The organism is Citrobacter sp. S46_ASV_140 (assembly GCF_018919545.1).
Classification (GTDB): Bacteria; Pseudomonadota; Gammaproteobacteria; order Enterobacterales; family Enterobacteriaceae; genus Citrobacter; species Citrobacter braakii.
The window spans coordinates 1-14,665 of sequence record NZ_JAHLRC010000089.1; the positions used below are offsets into that span (position 1 = coordinate 1).

A 14,665-nucleotide genomic window follows, 5' to 3' on the forward strand; every position below is an offset into this window, starting at 1 on the left:
TACTCGGATAAACCGCTGGGACTATTTTAATTTCTCATCACTTATTGCCCGGTTTTGCGCCGGGCATATCTTTATTCTGCAGTTATATATAAACCCATATATCGTTATATAAATAAGACGATTGCATCCAATCTGGTCATTCCACTACTATTATCAACTCTATTGTGTAAATCAAATTGCAGCCGAATTTTCAATTTAAATCCCTGAGGCAAATATGTTCCTTAATTATTTTGCATTAGGAGTGCTTATTTTTGTATTCCTGGTCATTTTTTACGGGATTATTATTCTGCATGATATTCCCTATCTCATTGCAAAGAAACGTAACCATCCTCATGCTGACGCAATACATGTCGCAGGATGGGTGAGTTTGTTTACCTTACATGTCATGTGGCCCTTTTTATGGATCTGGGCAACGCTTTATCGCCCGGAACGCGGGTGGGGTATGCAAAGCGCGGATTCTTCCCTGATCCAGTTGCAGGCCAGGGTTGCCGATCTGGAAAAGAAACTGGGTGAGGCGAAGACCTCTCCGGCGGAGTAATATCGATGGATTTATTGATCGTTCTGACCTATGTGGCGTGCGCATGGTCAATATTTAAGATTTTTAAAATTCCTGCCAATAAATGGACAGTACCCACTGCAGCATTGGGCGGTATATTCATTGTTTGCGGGCTTATATTACTGATGAATTATAACCATCCGTATACATTTAAGGCGCAAAAGGCGGTAATTTCTATTCCCGTAGTACCGCAGGTCACGGGGGTCGTGACGGAAGTGACGGATAAGAAGAATACGCTGATCAAAAAAGGTGAGGTACTGTTTAAACTTAATCCAGGACGTTATCAGGCACGAGTTGATCGCCTGAAAGCTGATATTGTCACCGCACAACATAAAGAGCAGGTGCTGGTGGCGCAGTTAGACGAAATGCAAGCCAACACGCAGCGGGCAAAGGCTACGCGTGACAAGCTAGCTAAAGATTACCAGCGCTATGCGCAGGGGAGTCAGGCGAAGGTCAATCCTTTTTCTGAACGCGATATCGATGCGGCGCGGCAAAACTATCTGGCGCAGGAAGCAGCGGTGAAATCCTCCGTTGCGGAACAACAGCAAATCCAGAGTCAGTTAGACAGCCTGGTGCAGGGTGAGAATTCGCAAATTGTCAGCCTGAAAGCGCAGTTAGCCGAAGCGGAGTTCAACCTGGACCAGACAGTGGTTCGTGCGCCCAGCGATGGTTACGTTACGCAGGTGCTGATGCGACCGGGAACCTATGCCGCCGCGCTGCCTATGCGTCCGGTGATGGTGTTTATTCCGGATCAAAAACGGCAAATTATCGCCCAGTTCCGGCAAAACTCGTTGCTGCGATTGGAGCCAGGCGATGAAGCTGAAGTGGTGTTTAACGCCCTGCCGGGTAAGGTTTTCAGCGGCAAACTGGCTGCCATCAGTCCGGCCGTACCGGGGGGAACATACCAGTCGAATGGGGCGCTGCAATCCTTAAATTCTACGCCCGGATCGGAAGGGGTGATCGCCACGATTGAGCTGAATGATAATGTGGATGTGAACGCTCTGCCTGATGGGATTTATGCGCAGGTCGCGGTTTATTCTGATCACTTCACCCATGTGTCAGTGATGCGTAAGGTTCTGCTGCGTATGACCAGTTGGGTGCATTATCTGTATCTCGATCACTAGGCGCAGGCTATTTTGCTTACCATTTTGAACCTGGTCCCTAATTTCGCTTACTCAGGCTGCTGTTCCAGCGCCTGAGTAAGTTGCTGGCGGAGCTCTGCCAACATCTCATCAAGAATAAACTGTACCCGCCATGGCTGATATTCACGTTTGCGGAAAATCACCACCAAATCCAGCCACCATTCATGTTGTTCTGAGAAACATGGAACCAGCGACCCGGATTCAATATCTTTTTGGATACTCGCATTTGGCGCAAAAACAATGCCCAGATGGTTACGTGCCAGCGCCAGTGCAGACTGTGTATTGTCGCAGACATAATTTCCGGTCACCCGATAATCGTGCATCTCCTTGCCTCCGGCAGAAGTGAAACGCCAGATATTAGCCTCATCTATCATCATGGAATCAATCAGGATACAGGAATGTTTTTCCAGTTCATCAGGGCTACTAATAGGATGTGCTTTGATATACTCAGGGCTGGCAAAAGCCGTCACCGCATATTTAGTAATGAAACTGGCAACCAGAGATTCATCTTTAGGATGTGCATAGGTGATTAAAATATCACAATCTTCAGGAAAGTCGACACCTTCAAAAAATGCCTTTCGTTCCAGGTTACATGTTTTAAGTGAGAGACTAATTCCACCGATATCCTGAATTTTTGCGATCACATGTTGCGATAAATAAGCAATTATGCCCGTCGGTGCATATACGGTTACCCGGCCACGTTTTTCGTGCTTATAATCAGCAATGAAATTATTGAGCTGATCGTTTCTGTCCAACATGTCATTGATGTAAGGAAGCAGCGCTGTACCAAACGGTGTGAGGGTGAGCTGTCGAGTGGTGCGATCAAATACCTTTAGTCCAACTTTGGATTCAAAATCAGCAAGATACTTACTAACGTTGGCTTGTGCGATGCCGAGAACCGTAGCGGCATGACTGATGTTTTCACTGGCAGCAATTACCGAAATAATCTTCAGTTCCCGGTGTTTGAGTTGTAATTTGTTCATCGCCAAACCCAATATATATATGTTTGTATATATTACTATATAAATATGAATCTTGCACCGATGAAATTGTAAGCATTATTATGCACGCGTTTTGTATCTTATTTTAAAATGGAATGTGGGCATGTTAATTAAACGCAATATTGTGGCGCTATTCGCCTTTTCATTTATGGCGAGCGCAACTGCCGCAGAATTTTCTATTGGCGGCGGCGCTGTATATAACGAATCTCCTTATCGTGGATATAATGATAACGTTCACGCAGTACCGCTTGTCAGTTATGAAAGTGAATCATTTTATTTTAGGCAAACAACGTTAGGTTATATTCTTTCAAAAAATGAAAGTAATGAATTTAGCATTACTGCCTCGTACATGCCGCTTGAGTTTGATCCGGGTGATAACGACGATCAAGCGATGAAGCAACTGAACAAGCGTGACGCAACCGCGATGGCGGGTGCTGCATGGTATCACCATGAGAAATGGGGCAGCGTGAAAGTCTCCGCAGCAGCGGATGTGCTGGACAACAGCAACGGTTGGGTTGGGGAAATGTCTCTGTTTCGCCAAATGCCGATGGGCAAGCTGACGCTGACGCCGGCGATTGGCGTGCTCTACTATGACGAAAACTTCAACGAATATTACTACGGCATCTCTGGCAATGAATCCCGCCGTAGTGGGTTATCAAGCTACTCCCCTGGCGATAGCTGGACACCGTATGTTGGCCTGTCCGCTAAATACGCATTGACCAGCAATCTGACGCTGCTGGCCAGCGCCAACTATAGTGCGCTGCCAGATGATATTAAAAATAGCCCGATGGTTGACCGTGATGACAGCTTTACCTTTATGTCCGGTCTGACCTGGCGTTTCTGATTCTCACCCGTTTGTCCTCAGGAAGGAGGGCAATCTTTTCAATGCGGTAGACTGGATAAGACCCGAAGCATCGTCATCCGGCTCATTTCCAATGAGCTGGGCTTTACCGCTCGCGATTAGGCGGATCGCCATAGTTGTTCAGGCACCTGACAATATTTAACCGTTTCCCCTGTCCGATCAAGGCGTCAGGGGCAACCTCTCTGGCACTCTGTGGTTTTCACGCAGACGGAGGGAGCAATGAACGAGTTTATTATGGCGGATGCGGCAAAATGTATTGGGTGTCGTACCTGCGAAGTTGCTTGCGTCGTCGCGCACCAGCAAAACCAGGACTGCGCGTCGGTCTCTTCCACTGCGTTTACCCCGCGCATCCGCGTGATCAAAGACGACGCCTTTACGACGGCAGTCGTCTGCCATCAATGCGAGGACGCTCCCTGTGCAAATGTCTGCCCGACGCACGCAATTCGTCGTGAACATGGGCATATCTTCGTTGAACAGACGCGTTGTATTGGCTGTAAAAGTTGTATGCTGGCCTGCCCGTTTGGGGCAATGAATGTCGTCGCCCGCTCGTCACGGGTGCAGGCGATAAAATGCGATTTATGCTGGCACCGTGATGCGGGACCCGCGTGTATCGAAGCCTGTCCGACCAGCGCGTTGCAGTGTATAGATGCCGTCAGCATTCAGCGCCAGCGTCTGTGTTCACAGCCGCTGTGAAGTGAGCCCGACCCGCTCTCGGGTCGGGACTTGCGTTAGCCTTCCTGCCAGGCGCGTTCGATCTCTTCAGCCAGAATCTTCACTCCAGCTTCGATTTTCTCCGGTTCTGGCACGTAGTTCATCCGCATGCACTGATGCGTATGCGGCCAGGGTTTATCCAGACCCGGGAAGAAGTAGTCACCGGGAACCATCAGTACGCCACGCGCTTTCAGACGCTGATACAAAAGTTCGGTGGTGATAGGCAAATCTTTGAACCATAACCACAGGAAAATCGCGCCCTCCGGTTTATGAATAAGGCACCGATCTTCAGATAAATAGCGGCGAATGATCGCAATCGTCTCCTGAACGCGCTGATAATAAAACGGCTTGATCACCGTCTCGGACAGGCGCAGAAGGTCGTTGCGCTTAATCATTTCGCACATGATTGCCGGGCCCATTCCGCCAGGCGCGAGGCTGATAATGCCGTTCATGTTGGTGATGGCGGTGATGATTTTTTCATTCGCGATAATGATGCCGCAGCGGGAGCCTGGCAGACCCAGCTTGGAAAGGCTCATGCACAGCACAATGTTGGGATTCCACAGCGGGCGCGCTTCGCTAAAGATGATGCCGGGGAACGGTACGCCATAGGCGTTATCAATCACCAGCGGGATCCCATGCTGGTTGGCCAGCCGGTCCAGCTTCATCAGCTCTTCATCGGTGATCACGTTGCCTGTCGGATTTGTCGGACGTGACACGCAGATCATGCCCGTCTCTTCACCGATGTGCAGGTGTTCAAAATCAACGTGATACTTAAACTGACCTTCTGGTAACAGTTCGATGTTTGGACGCGCGGAGACAAAAAGATCCTCTTCCAGCCCCGAATCGGCATAGCCAATGTATTCCGGAGCTAACGGGAACAACACTTTTTGCGTTGTTCCGTCGGCGCGGCGTCCGGCGAACAGATTGAATAAGTAGAAAAATGCGCTCTGACTGCCATTTGTCAGTGCAATATTTTGTGGCTCGATATCCCAACCCTGCTTCTCACGTAGCAGTTTCGCCAGCTCAGTCAGCAGCTCGGTTTTACCTTGTGGACCATCGTAATTGCAAAGCGCATCAGTTGCTTTGCCGTTTTCCAGCATATCTGTCAGCAGAGACTGAAAGTAATTTTGCATCTCTGGAATTTGCGCCGGATTGCCGCCACCGAGCATGATGGCGCCTGGGGTGCGTAAACCGTCGTTAAGGTCCTCCATCAGGCGTGTGATGCCTGAATGGCGGGTAAATTTGTCGCCAAAAAGTGAGAATGTCATAGCAGGTGGTCTGTCGAACTGAGTAGTAAAGTGGCTAACCATAGCGCTACCCATGGCAGGGTGCAAATCAGGGGTATCAGGCCGGATTGAGATTTTGTGCTACTGATTTTTATTTGGCTGGTTTTTAATGTTGAGTAAGGCTTCCCGCTGCGTGCACAGCGAGAAGCCTGCCGAGATCAGGGCTGACCGGCCCACACCACCATCACCTTATCGTCGCCATGCTCACGAATAAATCCGTATCCCTGCTTCAGCGGCAGCGTGATTTGTTTACCGGCGCCAATGGCGGGATGTCTGGCCCTGAACTGACTGATTCGCTGCCAGTGGGCGACGCTGGCGGCAGATTTCCCGGTCACATCCTGCCAGTTCATCTCTGAGCGCGTACCCTGTAATGGGTCTGAGCCGGTTGGGCCAAAGGGGCGGGCCGACTCGTCGCCATAAAAGAGTTGAACCGCGCCAGGTGCCAGCAGCAATAGCTCGGCGGCTTTGTCTCCACCTTCGCGGAACAGACGTGTATCGTGCGAGGAGAGATAGCTCAGGACGTTGAAGTCCTGCAATTTATCCGCCATCTGCTGCCAGGTGGGGTCCATATTTGCCAGACAATCAACGGCCTTTGCCGCCTGCTCCTGGTAGTCGAAATTGATCATCGCATCGAAGCCGTGACGGTAATAGTCGCTTTGCATCACACCGTGACCCCAGGCCTCGCCAGTCATCCAGAAGGGGTTATCATCCAGCGCTTTTTCCGGATTGGCTTTCTTCCATTCGACCAGCGCCGCGCTGGCTTGTGTTTTTAGCTGCTGCCAGGCGGGAAGCTCGACGTGTTTAGCGGTGTCGACCCGAAAGCCGTCAATTCCATAATCACGCACCCACTGACTGAGCCAGTGCGTCAGATAATCCCGGGGTGTGTAGCCGGCGATGGCTTTGGCGTGCGTATCCGGCTTGTGCTGATAAAAGTTTGGCAGCCCGGAAGGCGTGGTGGATTCGGTTTTCAGATCGGGCAGGAAAGCCAGCGACATCGTCAGGTCGTCAAAGCCAGGATTGTCGTAATCGCCAATATCGGTGCGGATCCAGTTTTTTCCCCACCATTTTTCCCAACCAGCTTTATCGCTAAAGTTGATGTAATCATTGAAACTGTGCCAGCTTTGCCCGGCGGATGGCTGCCAGTCCGTCCAGCGTTCCCCGAGCGTTTTTTTCAACTCATCGCCCGATAGGTACAGTGCCCCAAACTGATACTCCTGCATATCCGCCAGCGTGGCGTAGCCGGTATGGTTCATCACCACATCAAACAAGACACGGATGCCGCGCTGGTGTGCGCCATCAACCAGCGCGCGCAGGTCCGCTTCGTTTCCCATATTGGCGTCAAGCGTGGTCCAGTCCTGGGTGTAGTAGCCGTGGTAAGCGTAGTGGGGGAAGTCCCCTTTGGCGCCACCGCCGACCCAGCCGTGGATTTGCTCAAACGGCGCGCTGATCCACAGGGCGTTGACGCCTAACTGTTGCAGGTAGTCGAGTTTGCTGGCGAGCCCGCGCAAATCGCCACCGTGGAACGTGCCAATTTCCTGCATGCCGTCGTTGCGACGCCCATAGCTGTGATCGTTACTCGGATCGCCATTCACAAAGCGGTCCGTCAGGACGAAATACACCGTGGCGTTATGCCAGTCGAAAGCGGCGGGGGCATCGGTTTCCGCCCGTTCCAGTAGCAACAGCCCGTTACTGGTTGCGGCGGGTTGTAGGGTAATCGACCCGTTTTTTACCGTTGCCGTTTGCTGGCTGTAGAAATCACGCACCACGGCACCTTCCGGGAAGGTCTGGCTCACGTCCAGCGTTAATGGTGAACCGTCCCATTTCGGGCATTGGCTAATCTGGGTGGTGACGGTGTCCTTAGCACTTTTTACCAACAGCATCAGCGTCGGCGTACCGGAGCGGGTATCGATTTCCAGCGTGTAATCGCCGTCTTTGAATAAACGCCACTGTGGCGGCGCGCCTTCACAAGGTTTTAGCGACAGCATCTGGTTGAGTTTTATCGCATCAGCAGGCTGCCAGCACTGTTGGTCAAAATTCAGAGTTAAAGGACGGGTACCCTTCGTCAACGCTGCATGGCTGACGAATTTTCCCGTACCTTCCGCTTCGAAGGTGGGAAGTCCTTGAGACGTCCATGATGAGGCGATGGCAATGCCGGGCATTAGCGCCAGCGCAACGGCGGCAAGTTTCATAGTGCTGTCCTTGATGCTGCGATTTTCGCCAGTTTGCCAGTGAAATCAGGCCGGAAACTCCTCCTTTGAGTTGATTCCGCCAGGAGGAGAAGGGAGGGTGAGCGATCGCGCGCAAAAAATGAACTGATTTTGCGATAACCTCCACATTTTCTTCGAATTAATGGCACCCAGAACCGTTAATACGTGACATAGTTTCAGAATTGGACTATTCCTGTGGGTGCTCTTGACGGCTATTTTTGATATGATTTGAGATTCATCTCTCATTTTTGTGAAAAATATAAGGTGTTGGAATGTATAAATCCGACCAGGAGACCTAATGATATTGACTCCCATTCGACGATATGGGGCAATGATTCTTATGTTACTCACCGTTGCATTTTCGGGTGAGGTGCTGGCAAAGACACACACGGCGACAACGAGTCACAAGCCCCAGATAACCAAGGCAAGTAATAAACAGGTTAGCAGTAAACAAGAGTATTCTCGCAATAGTGCAAAGAGTAGTTCACTTCCTGATTTGCGAAAATACCCTTCCGGAACACCAAGGAAAAAAGCGTTTCTCCGGACGGTTATGCCTTATATTACCAGTCAAAATGCTGCCATTACGGCGGACCGTAACTGGCTGATTTCAAAACAGTACCAGAACCGCTGGTCACCGACTGAGCGTACGCGTATGAAAGACATCGCGAAGCGCTACAAGGTGAACTGGTCTGGTAACACGCGTAAAATTCCGTGGAATACGCTGCTTGAACGTGTAGACATTATCCCGACCAGTATGGTGGCAACCATGGCTGCGGCAGAAAGCGGCTGGGGTACGTCGAAGCTGGCGCGTAGCAACAACAACCTGTTTGGCATGAAATGTGGCAAGGGTCGTTGTAACAATGCACCGGGTAAGGTGAAAGGCTACTCACAGTTTGAATCAGTGAAAGAGTCGGTGAATGCTTACGTCATTAATTTGAATACGCATCCGGCCTACTCTTCCTTCCGTAAGTCACGTGCGCAGTTGCGTAAAGCCGATCAGGAAGTCACCGCCACCGCGATGATCCATAAGCTGAAGGGTTATTCCACTAAGGGACAGAGTTATAACAACTATCTGTTCGCAATGTATCAGGACAACCAGCGTTTAATCGCCGCGCATATGTAATTTCGAGTGCCGGATGGCGACTTCGCCCTCCGGCTATCATCCTTATAGCAAAACTTCACTGTTCACATCGCGATACTCTTTTGGCGTCGTGTCGTACTCTTTCTTAAATACCGAATAGAAATACTGCAGAGATGGGTAGCCGCACATTTGTGAAATTTCGTTGATTGAAAGCGTGGTAGAAATCAACAGGCTGCGCGCCTTTTCCAGCTTTTCGGCATGAATCACGGCGTGAATGGTCTCTCCGACCTCTTCTTTAAAGCGTTTCTCCAGATTCGAACGTGAAATCCCTACTGAATCCAGCACTTGTTCAACCTTAATGCCTTTACAGGCATGATTACGAATAAAGTGCATCGCCTGAATTACCGCTGGATCGGTCAAGGAGCGGTAATCGGTTGAACGACGTTCTACAACACGCACCGGTGGAACCAGAATGCGTTGCAGCGGCAGTTCTTCATTCGCCAGCATACGATGCAGGAGTTTTGCGGCCTGATAGCCCATCTGTCTGGCTCCCTGAGCCACGGATGACAGCGCTACCCGTGACAGGTAACGGGTCAATTCTTCGTTGTCTATCCCTATCACGCACAGTTTTTCCGGTACCGGAATATGCAGGTGTTCGCAGACTTGCAGGACGTGTCGTGCCCGCGCGTCGGTGACCGCGATAATGCCGGTTTGCGGCGGCAGAGTTTGCAGCCAGTCCGCCAGCCTATTTTGCGCGTGCTGCCAGTTCTCCGGTGCGGTTTCCAGCCCCTGATAGACGACGCCGCGGTACTTCTCTTTGGCAACCAACTGGCAAAACGCATATTCACGTTCTGCGGCCCAGCGTTTACCGCTTGAGGAAGGCAGGCCGTAAAACGCAAAGCGGTTAATCCCTTTCTCTTTCAGATGCAGGAAAGCGCTTTCTACCAGCGCGTGGTTGTCGGTGGCAATGTAATGTACTGATGGATAATCTTGCTGCAGATGGTAGGAACCCCCAACGCCGATGATCGGAACATCGACATCGACAAGTAATTGCGCAATATCATCATCGTCATAATCAGCAATAACGCCATCGCCCAACCAGTCTTTAATATTATCGATACGGGCGCGGAAATCTTCCTCAATGAATATATCCCACTCGGATTGCGATGCCTGTAAATATTCACCCACTCCTTCTACCACCTGGCGGTCATAGGCTTTATTGGCATTAAATAACAGAGTGATGCGGTGACGTTTATCAAACATAAGAACCTGTCCTGGAAAGGTTAACGTGGGCCTGTCGATACTAGCAAAACCGCAGGTACGACTGCTTGATGAAGCGTGACAAATTTCCTGATTGCCTGAGGCTACGCAAAATTTACATACTGCTAGCGGGATGACAATTGTCATTTTTTATCTGCGCATTACGGTTTTTTGTTTAATGGCTAACCTTCGATCGTGATCGCCTTTTTATTTCTTTTTTCAGCGCGTTTTTTTGGGAGCCAGCGCACGTTTGGGTATTCTCTTAATCGCGGTGTGAAATAACGTAATTGAGCAATAAATCAGGAAATTCCAGTATAGCCATATCGCAGTTTACTTGCCGTATTACCTGATTATGGAGCTTATTATGCCGGCTTATTTTGACCAACTCGATCGTGTACGTTTTGAAGGAACTCAGTCCACCAACCCGCTCGCATTTCGTCATTACAACCCAGACGAAATCGTGTTGGGCAAGCGCATGGAAGATCATCTGCGTTTTGCTGCCTGCTACTGGCATACCTTCTGCTGGAACGGTGCGGATATGTTCGGTATGGGTGCCTTCGATCGTCCGTGGCAGCAGCCCGGTGAAGCGCTGGAATTAGCGAAGCGCAAGGCGGACGTGGCGTTCGAGTTTTTCCACAAACTGAACGTGCCCTACTACTGCTTCCATGACGTGGATGTCTCGCCGGAAGGCGCGTCGCTGAAAGAGTACAAAAACAATTTTGTGCAGATGGTTGATGTACTGGCGGCAAAACAGGAGCAGAGCGGCGTGAAGCTGCTGTGGGGAACGGCAAACTGCTTCACCAATCCACGTTACGGCGCGGGCGCGGCCACGAACCCGGATCCAGAAGTGTTCAGCTGGGCCGCCACGCAGGTGGTTACGGCTATGGATGCCACGCATAAATTAGGCGGTGAAAACTACGTTCTGTGGGGCGGTCGTGAAGGCTATGAAACGCTGCTGAATACCGATCTGCGGCAGGAACGTGAGCAAATTGGTCGCTTCATGCAACTGGTCGTGGAACACAAACACAAAACCGGTTTCCAGGGCACTTTGCTTATCGAGCCGAAGCCGCAGGAACCGACCAAGCACCAGTACGATTACGATGCGGCGACCGTATACGGATTCCTCAAGCAGTTCGGTCTGGAAAAAGAGATCAAACTGAATATCGAAGCCAACCACGCCACGTTGGCGGGTCACTCGTTCCATCACGAAATCGCCACCGCTATCGCACTGGGCCTGTTTGGCTCTGTCGATGCCAACCGTGGGGACGCGCAACTGGGCTGGGACACTGACCAGTTCCCGAATAGCGTAGAAGAGAATGCGTTGGTGATGTACGAAATCCTGAAAGCCGGCGGCTTCACCACCGGTGGCCTGAACTTCGATGCCAAGGTTCGTCGTCAGAGTACCGATAAATACGATCTGTTCTATGGTCATATTGGCGCGATGGATACCATGGCGCTGTCGCTGAAAATTGCGGCGCGTATGATTGAAGACGGTGGTCTGGATCAGCGCGTGGCTAAACGTTATGCCGGTTGGAATGGTGAGCTGGGCCAGCAAATTCTGAAAGGGCAGATGACGCTGACGGAAATTGCGCAGTACGCTGAACAACACAACCTGGCGCCAGTGCACCAGAGCGGTCATCAGGAATTGCTGGAAAATCTGGTGAACCATTATTTGTTCGACAAATAACGGGTCTCTGAGCATGTCCGTAAGCCCGGTCAGCTCGCGCGACCGGGCCTTTCTTTAAGGAACGATGCCCTATGTATATCGGGATAGATCTTGGCACATCAGGCGTAAAGGCCATTCTGCTCAATGAGCAGGGCGATGTGGTCGCTTCGCAAACAGAGAAACTCACCGTCTCGCGCCCGCACCCGTTATGGTCAGAACAAGACCCAGAGCAGTGGTGGCTGGCAACGGATCGCGCTGTGAAAGCTCTGGGTCGGCAGCATTCACTTCGCGAGGTGAAAGCGTTGGGAATTGCCGGACAGATGCACGGCGCGACGCTACTGGATGAACAACAGAAGGTATTGCGCCCGGCTATCCTGTGGAACGATGGTCGCTGCGCCGAAGAGTGCGTCATGCTGGAGAGTCTGGTTCCGCAGTCTCGTGCCATCACCGGCAACCTGATGATGCCTGGCTTTACCGCGCCAAAGCTGCTGTGGGTACAGCGCCACGAACCGGAGATTTTTAGCCGGGTTGATAAAGTCCTGCTGCCGAAAGATTACCTGCGCCTGCGTATGACCGGCGATTTCGCCAGTGATATGTCTGATGCGGCTGGTACCCTGTGGCTGGATGTTGCGAAGCGTGACTGGAGTGATGTCATGCTGGAAGCCTGTAAGCTGACTCGTGCGCATATGCCTGCGCTCTATGAAGGCAGTGAGATTACCGGAACATTGTTGCCAGCAGTCGCCAGGGCCTGGGGAATGCAGGAGGTTGCGGTGGTCGCCGGAGGCGGGGATAACGCAGCGGGGGCGGTTGGCGTGGGCATGATGAATGCCGGTCAGGCGATGCTATCGCTGGGTACTTCCGGGGTCTATTTTGCGGTCAGCGACGGCTTTCTCAGCAAACCGGAAAGCGCGGTCCATAGCTTTTGCCATGCATTGCCTGAACGATGGCACCTGATGTCCGTGATGTTAAGTGCGGCATCCTGCCTGGACTGGGCGGCAAAATTAACCGGACTGGCGAGCGTTCCTGCGTTGATTGCCGCAGCGCAACAGGCGGATGAACACGCTGAGCCGGTCTGGTTTTTACCCTATCTGTCCGGTGAACGTACGCCGCACAACAACCCGCAGGCGAAGGGCGTATTTTTCGGTCTGACGCATCAGCATGGTCCGGCGGAGCTGGCACAGGCGGTGCTGGAAGGCGTTGGTTTTGCATTGGCTGAGGGTATGGACGTGGTACACGCCTGCGGCGTGCAGCCCTCCAGCATTACGCTGATTGGCGGCGGGGCGCGCAGCGAATACTGGCGTCAGATGCTGTCTGACATCAGCGGATTGCAGTTGGATTACCGTACCGGCGGCGATGTCGGCCCTGCTCTCGGTGCGGCGCGTCTGGCGCAAATTGCCATTAATCCGCAGCAGCCATTATCAGACCTTCTACCTCAGCTTACGCTGGAGCAGGCGCATTATCCTGATGTCGAGCGCCATGCCCTTTACCAACAGCGTCGGGAAACCTTCCGCCAAATCTATCAGCAATTACACCCGCTGATGTCCTGACCCTAAATCCCCTCTGGTAAACAGAGGGGATTTATCAAATATATATTTCAATCTAATTAATAATTAGCGCGCATGAATTTATTCTGAAAGTCCGGCGTAGTGACCTTTTCTGTGTTGTCTTTAGCGGGTTATTCATATTGTATCCATGATGGATAAGGAGGTCCCAATGAAGACGACAAGGCTGTTGCCATGGATATTATTCTTCTCTGGTGCATTTATTTACGTTATTGGCTTATGGCGGGCATGCCCGTTATTGAGTAGCAAAGGCTATTTTTTTGCCGTGCTGATGACGGGAATGTTTGTGACGTACGTTTATCAGCGTGCAGATAATCTCAATCAGAACGATGAACACTTCGCCTCTGTATGTCAGATGGTGGCGCTCATCACGGTAGGGGTGCTGTTGGTGGGCGTATTGAATGTCCCATTATCCCCCCTCGAAAAGGGGCTGTTCCCGGTGGCATTCATCGTATGTTTACTGGGGCAAGTTTTACTCATGCGTTCAGAAGAATATTTATCTAAAGGACAGGACCTCTAAATGGAAAACAGGACATCAACTTATTCACCGGCATTTAGTATTGTGTCATGGGTCGCGCTTCTCGGCGGCATTGTGGTTTATCTGCTGGGGTTGTGGAATGCCGATATGCAGTTGAACGAAAAGGGGTATTACTTTGCTGTTTTGGTGCTTGGTTTGTTTTCTGCTGCGTCGTATCAAAAGACGGTACGGGATAAATATGAGGGGATCCCGACAACGCCGATTTACTACATAACCTGTCTTGCCGCGTTTATTATTGCGGTTGCGTTGTTGGTTATCGGTTTGTGGAATGCCACGCTGCTGCTAAACGAGAAAGGGTTTTACGGCCTGGCCTTCTTTTTAAGCCTGTTTGGTACCGTTGCGGTGCAGAAAAATATCCGTGATAGTGGCTTTGAGCATCCAAAAGAAACGCTGGCAGTCGCAGACGATTTTACGGAGTGATCGTATGCCCTCGATGGTTACCGATCGAGGGCTTTTATTGTTAGCTCACCAGTCTGCGCGTATCGATGCGCTGCAACAATACAGACAACAGTAAACTTCCCGCCAGCGTGGCGCTAAAAATCCATAGCATATCCAGCGGCGGCCAGTTTTTGAGTTCTACACCGTTGGTGCGTAGCGCGTGAATGATCAGCGCATGAAAGCCATAAATGCCCAGGGAGTGGCGGGAAATAAGGCCCAGTACCGGCAGAGTGCGCGTACTGAGCGTATTTTTGACCAGCGTCAGGAGGGAGGCAGCACAAATAAACACCGCCGGGCCGCAATAGAGATACCAGGTATCGGCAAAATTGCCTCGCCAACGCAGTTCATGCAACGT

The 14,665-nt window shown here is 51.2% G+C and carries 14 protein-coding genes; 9 read left to right on the plus strand and 5 right to left on the minus strand.

The window, feature by feature from the left end:
• Positions 1-214 precede the first annotated feature (214 nt).
• Positions 215-538 (plus strand): DUF3302 domain-containing protein, encoded by a 324-nt coding sequence (locus KQJ19_RS18000; RefSeq protein WP_016154947.1) that lies wholly within the window; start codon positions 215-217, stop codon positions 536-538.
• A gap of 5 nt (positions 539-543) precedes the next feature.
• On the plus strand, positions 544-1,680 hold the full coding sequence (locus tag KQJ19_RS18005; protein WP_216403935.1) for an HlyD family secretion protein: 1,137 nt from the start codon (positions 544-546) through the stop codon (positions 1,678-1,680).
• A gap of 47 nt (positions 1,681-1,727) precedes the next feature.
• Here the strand turns inward: KQJ19_RS18005 and KQJ19_RS18010 are convergent, their stop codons facing one another.
• The gene (locus tag KQJ19_RS18010; RefSeq protein WP_216403936.1) at positions 1,728-2,681 is read right to left on the minus strand and encodes a LysR family transcriptional regulator; all 954 of its coding nucleotides are present in this window, start codon (positions 2,679-2,681) and stop codon (positions 1,728-1,730) included.
• A 121-nt stretch (positions 2,682-2,802) separates the two neighbouring features.
• On the opposite strand from KQJ19_RS18010, the gene KQJ19_RS18015 reads away from it, so the two are divergent.
• Positions 2,803-3,543 carry a MipA/OmpV family protein gene (locus KQJ19_RS18015; protein WP_016154944.1) on the plus strand — a complete coding sequence of 247 codons (741 nt, stop codon included), beginning with the start codon at positions 2,803-2,805 and terminating at the stop codon, positions 3,541-3,543.
• Positions 3,544-3,780: 237 nt separating this feature from the next.
• Positions 3,781-4,254 carry a 4Fe-4S dicluster domain-containing protein gene (locus tag KQJ19_RS18020; RefSeq protein WP_216403937.1) on the plus strand — a complete coding sequence of 158 codons (474 nt, stop codon included), beginning with the start codon at positions 3,781-3,783 and terminating at the stop codon, positions 4,252-4,254.
• Positions 4,255-4,289: 35 nt separating this feature from the next.
• On the opposite strand, the gene avtA is transcribed toward KQJ19_RS18020, so the two are convergent.
• Together avtA and malS are read right to left on the minus strand one after the other, a co-directional pair.
• Complete coding sequence (gene avtA / locus KQJ19_RS18025; RefSeq protein WP_233896667.1) at positions 4,290-5,582, minus strand: valine--pyruvate transaminase; 1,293 nt, start codon at positions 5,580-5,582, stop codon at positions 4,290-4,292.
• Between the two features lie 134 nt (positions 5,583-5,716).
• Positions 5,717-7,747, minus strand: coding sequence for an alpha-amylase (malS, locus tag KQJ19_RS18030; protein ID WP_216403938.1), 2,031 nt, complete (start codon positions 7,745-7,747; stop codon positions 5,717-5,719).
• A 316-nt stretch (positions 7,748-8,063) separates the two neighbouring features.
• Here malS and KQJ19_RS18035 point away from each other — a divergent pair, with 316 nt between their 5' ends.
• The gene (locus KQJ19_RS18035) at positions 8,064-8,888 is read left to right on the plus strand and encodes a protein bax (RefSeq protein WP_016154930.1); all 825 of its coding nucleotides are present in this window, start codon (positions 8,064-8,066) and stop codon (positions 8,886-8,888) included.
• A 42-nt stretch (positions 8,889-8,930) separates the two neighbouring features.
• Here the strand turns inward: KQJ19_RS18035 and xylR are convergent, their stop codons facing one another.
• Positions 8,931-10,109: a D-xylose utilization transcriptional activator XylR gene (xylR, locus tag KQJ19_RS18040; RefSeq protein ID WP_047501327.1), complete on the minus strand. Its 1,179-nt coding sequence runs from the start codon at positions 10,107-10,109 to the stop codon at positions 8,931-8,933.
• Positions 10,110-10,470: 361 nt separating this feature from the next.
• Between xylR and xylA the strand changes: the two genes are divergently transcribed.
• The 4 genes from xylA to yiaA all read left to right on the plus strand — a co-directional run bounded on the left by xylA (position 10,471) and on the right by yiaA (position 14,292).
• Complete coding sequence (gene xylA, locus KQJ19_RS18045; RefSeq protein WP_216403939.1) at positions 10,471-11,793, plus strand: xylose isomerase; 1,323 nt, start codon at positions 10,471-10,473, stop codon at positions 11,791-11,793.
• A gap of 71 nt (positions 11,794-11,864) precedes the next feature.
• Entirely contained in the window at positions 11,865-13,319 is a 1,455-nt protein-coding gene (xylB, locus tag KQJ19_RS18050) for a xylulokinase (RefSeq protein WP_016154924.1), read from the plus strand.
• A gap of 166 nt (positions 13,320-13,485) precedes the next feature.
• Positions 13,486-13,854, plus strand: a complete 369-nt coding sequence (gene yiaB / locus KQJ19_RS18055) for an inner membrane protein YiaB (RefSeq protein WP_141875767.1) — start codon at positions 13,486-13,488, stop codon at positions 13,852-13,854.
• Complete coding sequence (yiaA, locus tag KQJ19_RS18060; protein ID WP_016154922.1) at positions 13,855-14,292, plus strand: inner membrane protein YiaA; 438 nt, start codon at positions 13,855-13,857, stop codon at positions 14,290-14,292.
• 40 nt (positions 14,293-14,332) lie between these two features.
• Here yiaA and KQJ19_RS18065 read toward each other — a convergent pair.
• The coding region (locus KQJ19_RS18065; protein ID WP_346011593.1) for an acyltransferase family protein at positions 14,333-14,665 on the minus strand (333 nt) is incomplete at its 5' end.